The organism is Nostoc sp. (assembly GCF_036919495.1).
In the GTDB taxonomy this organism is placed as follows: Bacteria; Cyanobacteriota; Cyanobacteriia; order Cyanobacteriales; family Nostocaceae; genus Nostoc.
Genome location: NZ_JBALBZ010000029.1, coordinates 24,276 through 40,167, shown reverse-complemented (window position 1 = coordinate 40,167; position 15,892 = coordinate 24,276). Strand labels below are relative to the sequence as shown.

Here is a 15,892-nt window from a genome sequence, read left to right as displayed (position 1 = left end):
AAAAAATATATTTATATTACATCAAATAATTATGTAATTATATAAATACTAAGAGATTATGGTTGCAGTTTTAATTTTGCTAGCAATGATTTATACATATCAATGGTGATAAAAAGGCACCCGCAATTGAACTGATTAAAAACTGGAAACTGAAGAATACAAAAGAATACAAAACGCCTAATAGTCGTTGGCTATTGATGATTTTCTAAAAGACTTACTTACATACCCTTCAACAATTAGCTTTTTTCCAATGGCGATAGAGGTTTGTGATGCCACAACTAATTACGTTAACGACCATTTAGATGAGGTAGGCGGCGCATTTTTACCAGGGTTATTTTGGTGTCCTTGGAGTTCACAGTTAGTTAAAGAAATTTCATAGAAGAAGAATCCTTGTATAGAGAATATAGGACAATAACCTGGGGTAAATTTTATAGCCTCCAGGTTTTTGCTTTATCGTTATTTGACCGATTTTTCGATTCTTATCTGATTTCTCGTTTTTGTCGATTCAGGCTGAAAGCTATGTCCTATCAGCATTCTCACACCTGAGAGCGTGATTATTTATCCAGCGATCGCACTTTCGTTAGTGTCCTTGTCCAGAGGTGCGATTGGATTTCAGCCTGTGAAATATAATTATACGTTGGATTTTAGAGAAAAAAAGGGATATTTTCGGGGTATTTTTGCTAGGTTCTCCAAGTGCGATCGCTTTTATGGGAGTGGTTGAGATCAGAGGATGCTGATTAAAAAAATATTTTACGGAATAATAAGAGTGCTGTTATTTTTAAGTCATGCTAATGTAATAAGATAAAATTTATGATATCTTTTTCCATATCTACACACTTAATTAGCCATTAGACTTATCCGAAGCATTCCGTTACGCAGATAAAGCGATAATGTTATAGTATTATAGGGAATATGGTAAGATTTACCTTACTTCACGGCATTTGAATATTCAAATGTGTGAATAATATACCTGGAGAGGTGTCCGAGCGGTTCATGGTGACGCACTCGAAATGCGTTTTGGGGAAACCCAACGGGGGTTCGAATCCCCCCCTCTCCGTTTAAAACAATTACCGAAGAACTAGACAAACAGATAATGTTTAGCTTCATAGATGCTATATAGGACTATTTACAAGTAAGGGCACACAGATGTACGCCCCTAAGTATATATATGTAAGGGAGCTTGTGTGAAACGGTATTATATAGCCGTATTTACCTGCTTAAATATTGCCAAAAATACATTAAAATATACACTGACTACACAGGTTTTCGGGATACACTAATGCCATTGTGTGAGGAGTGAACGATGGCAAATAGCAGCATGGGGAAAGCGTCCTCATTTCTTGTTATCAGTGTCTGTTTATATCTAGGTATTAGTATAGGAATCATTATCCGGCTTGGGCAATCACAGCGATTAAACGCTGCTACTACACCTACTCAACCTGTATCATTCCCATTAGCTATTCCTGTTACGCCATCAACAAAAGGACAAACCTTTCGAGAGACTATTACTATCAAAGCTGTTGGAGATATTATTCCCGGCACTAATTTCCCTAACTATAGATTACCCCGCTTTCGAGATCAATTATTACCAAAGTCAGTGAGAGTTCACTTGCAAGGATCTGATATCTTGTTTGGTAATTTTGAAAGTAGCTTAACTAATTATCCCTATACTGCCAAAGATATCAGCCGAGGACAAGTCTTTGCCTTTCGCTCCCCACCTGCATATGCTCGACTATTTGCTGAGGCTGGTTTTAATGTGTTTAATATGGCTAATAACCATGCAATGGACTTCGGCCCGGTAGGGTTCAAAGATACAAAGAAAAATCTTGAGGCTGTGGGTATTGCAACATTAGGTCATAAAAATCAAATTCTTTATCTGCAAGCTAACAATATCCCTGTGGCAATGGTCGGGTTTTCTCCTTATGAAATGTATAATTCCATTAATAACTTAGGAGCAGCCCAAGCACTTGTAGCAGAAGCTAAAAATAAGGCCAACATTGTAATAGTATCGATGCACGCTGGAGCCGAAGGAACGGGGGCGCTACATGTTAAGAATCAGACAGAGTTTTTTTATGGAGAAAATCGAGGCAATTCGATCAAGTTTGCTCGAAACATGATTGATGCAGGAGCAGATTTAGTATTAGGACATGGGCCTCATGTTCCGAGAGCGATGGAAATTTATAAGGGAAAAATCATCGCCTATTCTTTAGGAAACTTTCTGGGATATCGAACTTTATCTACAAATGCCCAAACGGGTGACTCTATGATTTTAGAAGTTAAACTCAACTCGGCGGGAAATTTGGTATCAAGTAAAATTATCCCCGTGCGGATGAATGGGCAGGGAATCCCTCAAATTGATCGGTATTTTCGGACTGTGAAACTTATGCGTTCTTTAAATACTCAAGCTTTTCCCAAAAATCCGGTGAAGATTAATAAGAAGGGGGAAGTTGTTGTACAGAAGAGTAAATAAGGAATTTTGCTAAAGATGAAACAATAAACAAAAAGATGTTTTGTTTTAGCAAGAGGCGTTCAATTTTAGATTGTAAATTTTAGATTGTAAATTTCAGAAAAAATTTAAAGTTGATTAATTATTGTCATCTTTTAGCTTTTCCTGAGATTTCTGATCATTCTGAGGTTGACTATCAGCCGGTGAATTTTGCTTGTCCAGTGTCGGTACTACTACAGCAGAAGGATCTGACTGTTTGGATTCTGGCTGTTTGAATTCTGACTGTTTGGATTCTGTCGCTGGCGCTGTTGGTATAACCACAGGATTTGACGGAATTATTCGTTGAGGAGAAGGAGAATTATGATTAGAAGCCGGTGAGTTATTTTTTGGTAGTGGTGCAGGGGAAGCACTACGAGATGAACGAATAGCCCTTAGTTTTTCGACTAGCGAGGGGGTAGGCGAAACGCTAGGTGAAGGTGCGGATTGCTCAGAATCGCCGCGTTGTGATTCTCTAGGGCTGTTGGGAGTTTCTTCTGGGGAAGAACGACGATTACGCCGGCGCTGCTTGGAATTATAAACAGGTGCTGATTCGCTTCTTGAGGTGGTGTTAGTCTCTTCACGACTCTCTAAGCTAGGTACTTTCGCAGGTGGTTCTTGAGTTGGCTGTTCAAAAAGCGGCTTTGCGGTTGGCTGCGGCTGAGATTTGGGTAAGATGCTAGTGATGCCAAAACCTGCTGTAGCAGCAACCAGGGCTACACCTATACCTATGAATATTTGAGATGACCCCAGTTTTTTTGCCAGTACATTTTCTTTGGCGATGCCTGGGTTGGGCTGCGCCAACCCAGATGGTTCATGAATGCGATTTTGGGAAGTTTTCCCATTCCCAATTAAAGTTACTGCGTGCTGGGCAGATAAATTAACAGTTGGCACTGCATAAGTGGCTAAAGCTTGCGGTGTCATATTGGACCCATTTCCAGGTAGCAGTTGTAACCACTCAGCAACTGTCGCTGGCCGAAAACGAGACTCCACCGCCATACCGCGCATTACGGCTTGGTTGACAGAAGCACTCAAGTGTGGTTGTAGTTCGCGGGGGGAAGGCATTTGCTCGCGATCGCGCAATAATGCTGGCATAGGAACCTGTGCTGTCAACAGTGAATACAAGGTTGCCGCTAAACCATAAACATCCGTGGCGGGTGTGCGCGGCGCTTGCGTCAAATACTGCTCAATGGGAGAATAACCTTCAGAAACCATACCTGTGTGAGTCTGCCTAACACTGCCATTAAATTCCCTGGCAATGCCAAAATCAATCAGTACTACTTCCTGAGTTCCTTCACGAAGGATAATATTATCTGGTTTGACATCTCGATGTAACAAACCGTTGTTATGCACTACCTGCAAGGCTGCTCCAATTTGCCGGATGTAATGAATTGCTGTGGCTTCAGGTAACGGTATCCCTGGTAATACAAATGCGTCTCCCAAGGTTTCGCCACGAATGTATTCCATCACCATGTAAGGCAGTCCAGCTTCGACAAAAAAATCACTAACTCGGACTATATTTAAGTGAATACACGTAGCTAATCGTCTGGCTTCATCTTGGAATTGGCGCTCAAATTTTGCAAAATCAGGATGTTGTCGCAGCCGTTCATTGATGGTTTTCATCACCACCTCCTGGCCCAAGTAGTGATGCGTAGCTTTAAACGTAATGCCAAAGCCACCTCGCCCTATTTCTTGAATTAGGGTATATTTTCCATCCTGCAAAATTGTGCCTGCTAACATAAATCCTGAGTCCTGAGTGAGCAGATAAGTAGCGAGTCCTGAGTCTTGAGGGATTCCTAAAAAATTTTCCCATATTTTTTGATTGATATAGGGCAGGGTTTTTGCCTGTCTATCTTACGGGATGATTTAGTTGTTGGAATCCAAGTAAGAAAGACCTCCCCATGAACACAACAGTTTTATCTTTATAGGATAACGCGATAGTCAAGAAATCCTGAAGTAATAAACAGGATAAAGCTGTCTCCCATATCCGTGATATCAGGGAGAAAGCCCGACTAGACACCGCTAGTTGATGCAATGCCAAAGAGCCATTCACTGACTCGACTTGAAAACACCAATTCAGTAATCTTTAAAATTATCAGAAAAATGGGTTTTATATGGGACTAATATTTGATTTATGAAAAAGCTCGGTACAGATCGAAAAGCCTAATTCTTTATTCCCTACTCCCTACTTACTTAGATAATTTCAAAAATAAAATACGATTCCTATAAAGTTTTAATATTAAATAGTATTTTTATCTACTCCTAATAAATATTTCTGTTTATTAAGAGAAGATTCTAGTGAGAAAGGGGTTGCCGACAGTAACCCCTTTCTCACCATAATGATTTTTCTTGTTAAAGAAATATTATCTCTTGTTTCTTCTATCCGGCCCAACCTGCGCTTGAGGAAAGGCTAGGAGTTAGCTGTTTCAGAAGTTCCACGACCTTTTCAGCAACACCCGTTGCTGAGGCTGGGTTTTGTCCAGTAACTAATCGATCGCTCACCACGCTTTTTGCCTGAAAGTTCGGTGCTTTATCTACTGTTGCACCCCGCTCAATCAACTTTGCTTCTAACAGAAAGGGTACAATATCGGTTAATCCTGCTGCTGCTTCTTCTTCATTGGTGAAGACAGAAACTTTCTTTCCGGCTACTAAATACTCATTGTTTGAAAGTCGGATGTTGACCAACCCAGCAGGGCCATGGCACACCGCAGAAACTACACCACCTCGTTCGTAGATGCTTGCTGCAATGCTAGCCAACCGAGAATTGTCAGCAAAATCCCACATAGTACCATGTCCACCCGCATAGAAGATTGCATCATATACTGATGGATCAACCTCACTTGGGTTCAAAGTATTCTCCACCTGTGCCATCTTCTCAGAGTTGTTGAGAAACGCAGCGTTTGCCGGATCATTTAGATCAATCCCAATCATGGGTGCTTTCCCACCTTTGGGACTGACGAAATCAACACTCAAGCCGGCTCGCTCGAAAACGGCGACTGGGTGGCTCACTTCTGGTAAATAGTATCCGGTTTCTTTGCCTGTTTTCCCCAAGGAGTCATGGCTGGTTAAAACTACTAGAACTTTCTGAGACATAAAGTTATTTCCCATTATTAGATCAAAGATTGGCATCAGATAAACCCTCAAAGAGTTTGTGTTTACCTGATATAGGACTCATACTTGATTTTTGAAAAACCATAAGAGCTAAGAGCTTACTGTATGAAGATTTAGTTCTCAGTATATTTAGCAATAATCAAGTAGAATTCCTATAGCTTTATACTAACCCAAGTTGCGGAGTATCAAAATTTGAGTGCTTTTCATATAACTCAGTGCTGAGTGCTGTTAGCAGTAGCGGGGCGTTGAGCCAGTCCTGAGTTAATTCAAAATAGTCAGTAATTTTGTATTTGGTTAGGGCTTACGCACGGGTAACGGAAAACTAACCACAGAGGGCGCAGAGGCACGGAGGAATGAGAGTTTTAGAGGGTTTTTGCGTAAGTTCTATTGGTAAAAGCTCTGCCTCTTTTAGGCGGTCTTTTTAACTCTAACCGAGGCGCGGGCTAAACATCCCGCTATGGCTAACGGAATTCGACACTCTTCATGGCATGATATCAGCATCGCTTGATACTCACAATACTTAATGCGAGATTCTATGAGTAATGTATCCCGATTATCCTTAACCTCTAACTCTCAAGCTGCAACTTCTCCTTTACACTTACTTGTATTAAGCAATGGTCATGGGGAAGATATGATTGCAGTTCGGATTTTACAAGAACTCCAACGACAATCCAACCCACCAGAAATCTTTGCTTTACCTCTGGTGGGTGAAGGACATGCTTACCAACAGTTGGATATTCCCCTCATCGGTTCAGTCCGCACTATGCCTTCTGGCGGCTTTATTTATATGGATGGCCGCCAATTAGCGCGAGATGTACGCGGTGGTTTATTACAACTTACTCTTACCCAGATAAAAGCTATTCGTCGTTGGGTAAGTTCTCAAAAAAAGTTAGGTCATAGAAGAGCGATTTTAGCGGTGGGAGATATTGTCCCACTGTTGTTTGCAACTTTCAGTGGCGCTAATTATGCTTTTGTTGGTACGGCGAAATCTGAATATTATGTGCGGGATGAAGCTGGATTATTACCACGGAAGTCTAAAGATGCGCGTTGGGAAAACTTTTCTGGTTCAGTTTACCATCCTTGGGAACGTTGGTTAATGAGCCGTCGCCGTTGTAAGGCGGTGTTTCCTAGAGATGCACTGACGACCGAAACATTAAAACAATGGCCAATTCCAGCTTTTTATTTGGGTAATCCCATGATGGATGCTCTACAACCAACCTTTTCACGCCAACAATTTTATAGTCAGGATAGCCAACAACAAGAGACAGTTCGACCTTTTGTAGTAACTCTTCTTCCTGGTTCCCGTCCGCCAGAGGCATACGCCAACTGGGAAGCAATTATGATTGTTGTATCTGCGTTGATGGCAAGTTTCCAGGAGCGAAATTCGATTTTCTATACTTCTAACAGAGTGATGTTTTTAGGTGCGATCGCTCCGGGTTTAGACTCTCATATTTTATCCCAAAGTGTCCAATCCCAAGGCTGGCGCACTGAATCAACATGTCCTATTCAAATTAATGATGCGAATGTATTGACATTTAAACAAAGAAATGCGTATCTACTACTGACACAAAAAGCTTATAATGATTGCTTACATTTAGGAGATATAGCGATCGCTATGGCAGGTACAGCCACAGAACAGTTTATCGGTTTAGGAAAACCTGCGATCGCGATTCCCGGTAATGGGCCTCAATATAACCGTGGCTTTGCTGAAGCTCAAAGTCGTCTTCTAGGCTCATCTTTGATTTTAATTGAGCAGCCAGCAGAAGTAGCGAAGGTTGTACAGTCTCTATTCAAAGATCCTGATATTTTGCAAATTATTGCCGAAAATGGTCTACGACGCATGGGTAAACCCGGAGCAGCACTACGCATTGCAGAATCTTTACAGGAACGATTTTGATTGGGCATTAGGCATTGATCAACAATCAATAAATAGTTCTTTTTCCCCCTGCTCCCCCTGCTCCCTCATCCCCAGTCCCTTATGCTACCAAGCCAGAACGTAAAGCTCTTACAGCAGCTTGGGTACGATCATCGGCACATAGTTTATTTAGAATATTACGAACATGGGTCTTCACAGTACCAACTGTAATGTAGAGTTTCTCAGCAATTTGCCCATTGCTACACCCAGCTACAATCAATTCTAGGATTTCTAGTTCGCGTTGAGTTAGGGGGTATGTTTCCAAAACCTGCTCGTATTCTGACGCCAATGCCTCAATTTTTACAGTCTTCGGCGTTTTGTCAGAACCTTGGCTCTCTCCAGGAATACCTTGCCGCATCTTCCGCAATACCACGTTGGCAATTGCCGGATCAATCCAAGAATTACCGCCGTGAGTCGCTTGGATCGCCTCAGTTAATTTACTGATACTTGTTTCTTTCATGTAATAAGAATCAGCACCCGCCGCGAAGGCTGCAAGTACAGCATCCTCTGTGTGATCCATTGTCAAGATCAAAATCTTGGTTGCCGTTTGCCCAGTTTCAGCTTGGTGGCGTTTAAATTTACGAGTGAGTTCAATGCCATCCATATCAGGCAAACCGATATCTACAACGGCTACATCTGGCTTTGCCGTTTCTAAAAGTTTTAGTCCTTGGGTAGCATTTGCTGCTTCGCCAATTACTTTCAATGCGCTGTGAGACTGTAATGCTGCTCGTAGTCCCATTCGCGTTAAGTCATGATCTTCAATTAAAATAATGCTAATTTCATTCATCGCTACACTCGCTCTTACGCTGTTTGCATCTTTCAAAGTATTACTTTTTGTAAGCGCTATCTTTTATTTTCCCAAACTTAAGATAGATGATCTTTCAACCACCCTGCATCCACCGATAGAAATAATAGACCTCCTATTTTTTAACATTTAGATAGAGAATAAATCTAGCTAGAGATATATAGATACTTGCACAATAAGTATGAAAGATTGAGGCTAATGCAGAATTCCTCCTCCTGTGCAAAAAAATCAGCTTTTAGTAGCCATGTTCCATTAGTTAATTCCTATTATCTTGTATAAAGCTTACAAAAATGGACAAATTACAAAAGGTAAAAATTATCTTACGAGAAAATGAACGATGGTTTCGAGTGATTTTTAACCAAACCTTTGGATTCATTAGATTAATCCCTCTGATGGGTATCCTCATGGAAGAGAATTAGACGGCGTTAAAATCTGGTGGAATTACTAGCAGCAAAGTAATTCGTTATCCTTCGTGGGAAGCTTGCTGTACCGACTTTTCACTGGATGTGGAAGACCGCGATCGCCAGGAAAATACTAACACGGGTCTAGCGATCGTTAAGAAAATTGTCGAAATCTCAGGAGGTAGGATTACTTCAGATTCACAAATCGGTATAGGGAGCTACTTTCTTATCTACCTAATTAATCAATATTATGAGTATAACTACTCAAGCTTATGGTACATAACAATGGTATGTAACTCTCACTAATGGCTGACGACGGTCGCTTGCTGACTCAATTACAATTGTTTTAAGCTTAATAAAGTATTTAATTTTACTTTATGTCAGCTATGTTTGCTGTCTTCAGACCAATAGTTTTCGGTTTGTTAATTACACAAACAGACTCATGATACAAGCCTCTAAATTTATTTATGGTAATTTTTAATTTTTAATTTTTAATTCGGAGCTAAGTGACCTTCCCTAACTTTCTAGAGATGATGGCAAAGCTCAATAAGTATTGAATATTGTGCGAAATGCCTTAGTCAATAAAGTTACAGATTTTAGATGTCCGAAAACCTTATATTTTAGTTAGATAATCTCAAGAGAGGAATATTATACATCAACCTATGTTTAGCGGCAAAAATAAAAACCGATGGAAGATACGCTGAAAATTTTGGTTGTAGATAATGATGAAGTAGACCGGATGGTAGTCCGTTGTGCCCTGACTAAAGCAGGTATTCAAATGGAACTATCTGAAGTAGCCGATGGCAATGATGCGTTTTCTATTTTAAACACTACTGCGTATGATTGTGTTTTCCTCGGCTATCGCTTACTAGATCAGAATGGACTAACCTTAATTCAACAGCTACGTTCTTCGGAAATTAAAGTTCCTTTAGTAGTCCTAACTGGTCAAGAAGATGAACAAACTGCTCTCCAATTATTAAAAACTGGTGCTACAGACTATCTCTCTAAGTCTAGAATATCTCCAGAAAACTTGGCACAAGTTTTGCGGAGTGCAATTCGGGTTTATCGGGCTGAAATACAAGTAGCTTTGGCAAAAGATCAGCTTAGAGAAAGTCATGAACAACTTCTTCGTAAGAACCAAGAATTGGAGAGACAACAGCAACAGCTTCAAATGCAAAACTTCAAGCTATCAGAAGCATCAGTGCTAAAATCACATTTTTTGGCAACTATGTCCCATGAACTTAGAACGCCGATGAATGCGATTATTGGTTTTTCGCAAATACTGCTGCGTCCTAAATTCGGTCAACTAACGCACCAGCAAGCAGATATGGTTGAGCGCATCTTGAATAATGGAAAACATTTGCTGATGCTAGTCAATGAAGTTCTTGACTTTTCCAAGCTGGAAACAGGACGATTAGACTTAAAAGCGGAACAATTTGATGTCTCAAAGGTAATAAATCTTGCTGTAAATGAAATGCGTTCCCTAACTGACGCCAAAAAACTTTCATTGTTAGTGCAAATCGATCTGCAAAATACTTTAGTATTTAATGATCCAGTTCGCGTCAAACAGATTTTAATTAACCTGCTCTCCAACGCCATTAAGTTCACAGAGTGTGGTGAAGTTGGGGTTGAAGTTAAAGAACTACCTGCAAATCGATTAACAATTATTGTTCGGGATACAGGTATTGGTATAGCATCCAAAGATTTTAAACGTATTTTTGAAGCATTTCGACAAGTCGATCAAACTCTGACTCGGAAATATCCAGGTACAGGTTTGGGTTTGGCAATTATAGATTCCCTGGTGCGAATGATGGGTGGCAAAATCTTTCTTGAGAGCAAATTAGGAGTGGGTTCAACGTTTAAAATTGAATTGCCGCGTCAAATCATATCGGCTGTAGGAGGCGATGCTCCACCTTTACCGATAGATAGCAACCAGGTTTTTTCCTCTACTAAAAATCCGCATCATTCATCTTCTCAAGCTAGGCAAGCACCAATAGGATATTCTAAATTTAAACTATAAATTACTTTCCAAAAACTGATAAAAGTTAATAAATTATGTCTGTAGTTGAAAATAATAGAATTTATCGAATTCTCGCAGTTGACGATACTCCAGATAATCTCATTTTGGTTCAAGCAATTTTAGAAAGTGAGGGGTATGAAATTCATTTAGTTTCAGATGGAATAAAGGCTTTGCAGCAAGTTGAACAATCTCCACCCGATCTGATTCTTTTAGATGTGATGATGCCAGGGATAGATGGTTATGAAGTCACACGTCGGATTCGGAATAACCCAGCAATTAGTTATATTCCTATTCTACTGATTACTGCCTTTCACGAATCTAGCGTTGTCGAAGGTTTGGATGCTGGTGCAGACGATTTTATTCGTAAACCATTTGATACTGATGAACTATTGGCAAGGGTGCGATCGCTGTTGCGTCTCAAGCACAGTTTGGACGAACAACAAAAAATGGCCCGCCAACGGGAGGATTTTGTTTCCCGTTTGACTCATGATTTGCGAACTCCCCTAGTAGCCTCCGATCGCATGTTGAATTTGTTTGAGATGGAAACATTCTGCAAAATTTCGCCGGAAATGAAACAGGCGATCGCAGTTATGATTCGCAGTAACCAAAATTTGATGGACATGGTAAACACCCTCCTTGAAGTCTATCGCTTCGAGGCAGGTAAAAAAACGTTGAATTGGGAAGAATGCGATTTACGTGAGATATCTCAAGAAGTAGTCAGCGAACTAAGTCCTCTAACTAGTGAAAAAGGTTTGACTCTGAAAATAGACACTCGTGAATTAGATCCACAGGGTAAAAACGCGGGGATTATTATGGGCGATCGCTTGGAACTACGGCGAGTGATAAACAACCTGATCGCAAATGCCATCAAATTTACAGATACAGGAGGCATCACAATCCGTATTTTTGAAACACCACCTAATCGAGAAAATGCAGATTCGGTAACAATCGAGATCCAGGATACAGGATATGGGATTGCGCCCGAAGATCAGGCAACAATTTTCGAGCGATTTCGCCAAGGCAAACATAAACGCTCAGGTAGTGGTTTAGGGCTACATCTATCCCACCGGATTATAGAAGCGCACGCAGGAACTATCAAGGTCACCTCTGAACTAGGTAAAGGTAGTTTGTTCACTATGCAACTACCTAAAAACATTTAAGTCTTTCACCTTCACCTTCATATTTTTATGCCCGATTGCTAATCCTGACAAAGCTTCAAAGCTGGGTAAGGGGTGAATTTTCTTGCCAACTCACGGCGAATTATAGCCTCTAATTCCTCAAGCATATAGGGCTTGCTGATGTAATCATTAAATCCTGTCTTGAGAATACACTCACGATCTTCTGTGCTAGCTAAAGCTGTGACAGCCACCACTGGAATTGTGCAAGTTAGGGGTTCAAGCTTTAGATGACGCACAACATCCATACCGCTAAGACCTGGTAATAAAATATCCAATAAGATTAAGTCTGGTTGATATTCTTTAGCTATCAGCACCGTTGCCGAAGAATCCGTTTGACAAATGAATCTATAACCAATTGACTCAAGAGCATAACTAATTACCACTTAGCGCCAAAAACCTTGAAATGTGTAGGTTGGGTTGAGGAACGAAACCCAACATTTTCAGGAAACAAGAAAATCCGGTTCCCTCCCCAATATATCGGGGAGGGTTAGGGTGGGGTAAAAAATATTTGATACATCAATCATGACTTTTCAAACATCCTCTTAGAGCAGAGGTTTGCTAATTTGATTTAAACCTCAAGATAGGGGAATCCCATACCTAAATAAATTTAGAATCGTCCGTATTCACTAATTAAGGATAAACTCATGCCAAACGGTCATGCCAGCCATAAAAGCGCTTCCATTAAACATAGCCATGATAACGGACAGATTGATACTGCTACTGACCTCACAGTAGAGCCGCAGGAGATTCTCCCTGAAGGTGGTGGCTACCCATTCGATGCCCAAGGAACTGTGGTCAATCCTGCTGCTACTGAACGACCACAAGACGATAATGAAAAGGATTAAACCTTATAAGGATATTAGTTTGTGTTGGTTAGCACAATCCTTCTTTAAAGAAGATTCAAACTTTTGAAGTGTTTTTGCAAGTGAGGCAAGCGCTACCATAGCAACTAAGCCAATCTAATATTATCTTTTGACTTGTAGCCCCCGACCTATGGGGGATTTCTGTTAGTAGGTACTTCAGTACCTAACTAGAATATTTTTTTAACACACTATAGATAGATGAATTGAGATCAAATTAATTCTAAAATAGAAATGAAAAACACTGGTATGTACGGGGTGTGGCTTTTAGCCATGCCTTTTTTATGAGTAATATCAAGCAAGGAAAACCTATAAATAATTAGGGTAATCCTTACTCTGCAATCTCTGAATCTAACTTTATGTTAATATTAGATTATAAAATATTTATTCTAATGCTAAAGGAATAAAAAATATCATCAAATTCTACCAAGCTTAGTTTTCTAAAATACCAGCTATAAATAGACCTAGCAACAAAAAACTACTAGTAACATATATGGATCGATATTTGTATCATTCTATAGATAGTAGAAATAACTATTTTACAAAGTTATTATTCAGCCTATTAATGCCTGAAAAACGTGTATGCGCCCTGGAATAATACCCAGGGTCTTTTTTTAGCAAACATTAGATAAGTCAAAGATAGACTCTCATCGGAATAGAGGTAAATTGACTCTTCGAGCCATCTCCCAAGGGGAGCCAGTGGTATATCAGCTTTTAGAATATTTAGATACAGCCTATAGCAAGATGAAGTAAAGCAAGGCTCAGTCTAAATTAATCTTGGTGTAGTAAATGCTTGGTATATGTAGAGGCTTGGTTTAACCAAGCCTTTTATTATGACTGATTAAGTAATTATGTATCAGTCTTCAGGATATTTGGAGACAGTTTATAGCAAGATGAACTGCTAGAAAAGTAATTTTAAATGAATTTGAGAACTGTGCCTAAGTACTAAATATCTAGAGGTTTAGCACTCACATAAACCTTTTTTCTGATCAAATGAAGAGGAAAAAGCATCGGGAGCATCCCACTTTTGCAAAATCTAACAATCTTCTGTCATTGCGAACGCAATAACATATTAAATTTTAATATTTCATCGAATAATAAAAACTAGGATGCACCCAAAAGTGGTTTCTAACCGCTCGTTTCGCGTTAAGTTGACCCCAATGGGCAATGCCATGCCCCTACGAGAAATCTATATGTACCAGGATTTTCGTGAATTGGTATAACTAATTAATTGCAAAATAAGCATTAACTTTATGCGTTAATTGCATTATCCAGATTTTTAATGGCTCCATAGATGCGATCCTAATATCAGGGAATAAAGATGGATACCCCTGGTGTTGACCAGGGGCTTTTTATTTAGGGGCTACGCCTTAAAGGTCAACACCGGACTTAACCGCGCCACAACGTCTACCATTTCTGCTTCAACCTGCACATCAATCACAGACTGAATCGGTTTGTAGGCAAAGGGTGCTTCTTCAATTCGGCGTTCTTGACGCAGGGTGATGCAGTCTACTCCGGTTAATCCCAGTTCCGCCTCACTTTGAGATGCACCTCTGCGGTTGAGGTCGAAGCGAGAATGAATTCTTCCCGCTCCATGTGAGGCAGAATTACAAAATGCTGGATTGCCTCTACCCACCATCAGATAAGAATAAGCACCCATTGAACCAGGGATAATCACAGGTTGCCCTACATGGGCTGGACTTGCACCCTTGCGTGTTACCCATCCCTCACCTTCTGGCAAGGTAATGTTATGGGGCAAGTCATAAACTAGAGGTGCTTCCACATCTTTGTATATTTCTCGCAAACGCAGACGTAGCAGTTCTGCTAACAACAGGCGATTTACAAACCCATAGTTAGCAGCAGTAGCCTCAGCTTGCAGGTAACTGGCGACTAGTTCGGGGTGAGAATAAGTAGAGAGAGGAAAAATCAGAGAATCAGGGTACTTCAGACCTTTTTGCCAAGTCGCCTTAGCTTTATCTCGCCATATTCCCCCAATATACTTACCCACATTTCGGGAACCGGAGTGAATCATAAAAGCTAGCTGTCCCTCGCGCACTCCCCAGGCGTGGGCAAGTGGGCGATTTTCAACTTTATCAACTCGCTGCACTTCTACAAAATGATTACCCCCGCCAATAGTTGCCAGTCCGCCATCGCGTACCAGTCCAGCATCGGGAACCAATTCTTCAGGCGCAAGTTTCCAGTTACCATCCATTGAACCACCTAAGAAGATGCGATCGCTCTCTTGGGCAAGTTGTTGCAAATCAGATTTGATTACACTCCCTGTAGCCCGATATAGCATGGCATCCAGCCAACCAGGAACTCCGTACTGAAATAGCGATCGCATTGCGTCAGCAGTCATCGTTACATCACGCGTACCGAAGAAATAATCCCCCTTCATCCGTTCTACGAATTGGTCGCGCTTTACCAAAAATTCATCGATTGTCAAATCAGCAACATGCAGGCGCATTCCACAATTGATGTCAGAACCAACAGCGCCAGGGATAATTTGACCCACAGTTTCTACAACTGAACCAATGGCAATGCCCGCATCACCTGGGTGAAAGTCTGGCGTAGCACAGGCACGACAAACACATCCACCTGAAGGGTGACGGACGCTTGCCAAATTTGCTAACTGCTTTAATGCTTTAGCTTCTACCGGGAAGCCTTCTGGCAGTAGCACTTCTGCTACAGGGCTATCAGGAGAATTAACTAAACGAACTGAATAAGTACGATTATTATAAGTTACATCTAAACCCTGCCGCTCTAAAGCACGCAGGAGACGTTTCAAATTTTTTGGCTGCATGAAAACTCCAAATAAAGTCTTAAAAAAGACCTTTTGTTGTGAAGAGATTAGGAGACTTGGGTTCAGCAGCCGCGTCTCAAGTGGTGCGGAGGTCATTTCCCAGAATTGTGGGGAAAACAACAGATTATATAGCCTTAATAACACACACTTGCATCGGGAAACAAGTCTTTTGTAGTATTTTGTATTTTTAGCCGTTTATGTACTACGTCTGTAAAGAAATTTGAAGTTTAGCGAAAAACTTTTAAAATTCTCTAGACTCTCCAGCCGGCTAGAGAGTCTAGGATAAATTCAAGGCGACTCTCTTTTCAGTTATTTCT

The 15,892-nt window shown here is 40.6% G+C and carries 12 protein-coding genes and 1 tRNA gene; 8 read left to right on the top strand and 5 right to left on the bottom strand.

Annotated elements, in window-relative coordinates; translation table 11 throughout:
- The first annotated feature begins 187 nt into the window (after nucleotides 1-187).
- The 4 genes from V7K25_RS03820 to V7K25_RS03805 all read left to right on the top strand — a co-directional run bounded on the left by V7K25_RS03820 (nucleotide 188) and on the right by V7K25_RS03805 (nucleotide 2,470).
- Complete coding sequence (locus V7K25_RS03820; RefSeq protein ID WP_442948058.1) at nucleotides 188-379, top strand: BP74-related protein; 192 nt, start codon at nucleotides 188-190, stop codon at nucleotides 377-379.
- Nucleotides 380-550: 171 nt separating this feature from the next.
- Nucleotides 551-721: a hypothetical protein gene (locus V7K25_RS03815; protein ID WP_335155218.1), complete on the top strand. Its 171-nt coding sequence runs from the start codon at nucleotides 551-553 to the stop codon at nucleotides 719-721.
- Nucleotides 722-972: 251 nt separating this feature from the next.
- A tRNA-Ser gene (locus V7K25_RS03810) sits at nucleotides 973-1,057 on the top strand.
- A gap of 246 nt (nucleotides 1,058-1,303) precedes the next feature.
- Nucleotides 1,304-2,470: a CapA family protein gene (locus tag V7K25_RS03805; RefSeq protein ID WP_335155216.1), complete on the top strand. Its 1,167-nt coding sequence runs from the start codon at nucleotides 1,304-1,306 to the stop codon at nucleotides 2,468-2,470.
- A gap of 114 nt (nucleotides 2,471-2,584) precedes the next feature.
- On the opposite strand, the gene V7K25_RS03800 is transcribed toward V7K25_RS03805, so the two are convergent.
- Entirely contained in the window at nucleotides 2,585-4,222 is a 1,638-nt protein-coding gene (locus tag V7K25_RS03800) for a serine/threonine protein kinase (RefSeq protein ID WP_335155214.1), read from the bottom strand.
- Nucleotides 4,223-4,861: 639 nt separating this feature from the next.
- A complete protein-coding gene (locus tag V7K25_RS03795; RefSeq protein ID WP_335155212.1) occupies nucleotides 4,862-5,575 on the bottom strand; it encodes a type 1 glutamine amidotransferase domain-containing protein in 714 nt (237 codons plus the stop codon).
- Between the two features lie 553 nt (nucleotides 5,576-6,128).
- Between V7K25_RS03795 and V7K25_RS03790 the strand changes: the two genes are divergently transcribed.
- The gene (locus V7K25_RS03790) at nucleotides 6,129-7,490 is read left to right on the top strand and encodes a lipid-A-disaccharide synthase-related protein (protein ID WP_335155210.1); all 1,362 of its coding nucleotides are present in this window, start codon (nucleotides 6,129-6,131) and stop codon (nucleotides 7,488-7,490) included.
- A 79-nt stretch (nucleotides 7,491-7,569) separates the two neighbouring features.
- On the opposite strand, the gene V7K25_RS03785 is transcribed toward V7K25_RS03790, so the two are convergent.
- Complete coding sequence (locus tag V7K25_RS03785; protein WP_335155208.1) at nucleotides 7,570-8,295, bottom strand: response regulator transcription factor; 726 nt, start codon at nucleotides 8,293-8,295, stop codon at nucleotides 7,570-7,572.
- Nucleotides 8,296-9,402: 1,107 nt separating this feature from the next.
- Between V7K25_RS03785 and V7K25_RS03780 the strand changes: the two genes are divergently transcribed.
- The gene (locus tag V7K25_RS03780; RefSeq protein ID WP_335155206.1) at nucleotides 9,403-10,734 is read left to right on the top strand and encodes an ATP-binding response regulator; all 1,332 of its coding nucleotides are present in this window, start codon (nucleotides 9,403-9,405) and stop codon (nucleotides 10,732-10,734) included.
- A 35-nt stretch (nucleotides 10,735-10,769) separates the two neighbouring features.
- Nucleotides 10,770-11,894 carry a hybrid sensor histidine kinase/response regulator gene (locus V7K25_RS03775; protein ID WP_335155204.1) on the top strand — a complete coding sequence of 375 codons (1,125 nt, stop codon included), beginning with the start codon at nucleotides 10,770-10,772 and terminating at the stop codon, nucleotides 11,892-11,894.
- Between the two features lie 38 nt (nucleotides 11,895-11,932).
- On the opposite strand, the gene V7K25_RS03770 is transcribed toward V7K25_RS03775, so the two are convergent.
- Complete coding sequence (locus V7K25_RS03770) at nucleotides 11,933-12,295, bottom strand: response regulator (protein ID WP_335155202.1); 363 nt, start codon at nucleotides 12,293-12,295, stop codon at nucleotides 11,933-11,935.
- Between the two features lie 261 nt (nucleotides 12,296-12,556).
- Here V7K25_RS03770 and V7K25_RS03765 point away from each other — a divergent pair, with 261 nt between their 5' ends.
- The gene (locus V7K25_RS03765) at nucleotides 12,557-12,757 is read left to right on the top strand and encodes a hypothetical protein (RefSeq protein ID WP_335155200.1); all 201 of its coding nucleotides are present in this window, start codon (nucleotides 12,557-12,559) and stop codon (nucleotides 12,755-12,757) included.
- A 1,378-nt stretch (nucleotides 12,758-14,135) separates the two neighbouring features.
- On the opposite strand, the gene V7K25_RS03760 is transcribed toward V7K25_RS03765, so the two are convergent.
- Entirely contained in the window at nucleotides 14,136-15,575 is a 1,440-nt protein-coding gene (locus tag V7K25_RS03760; RefSeq protein WP_335155198.1) for an RtcB family protein, read from the bottom strand.
- Between the last annotated feature and the right edge of the window lie 317 nt (nucleotides 15,576-15,892).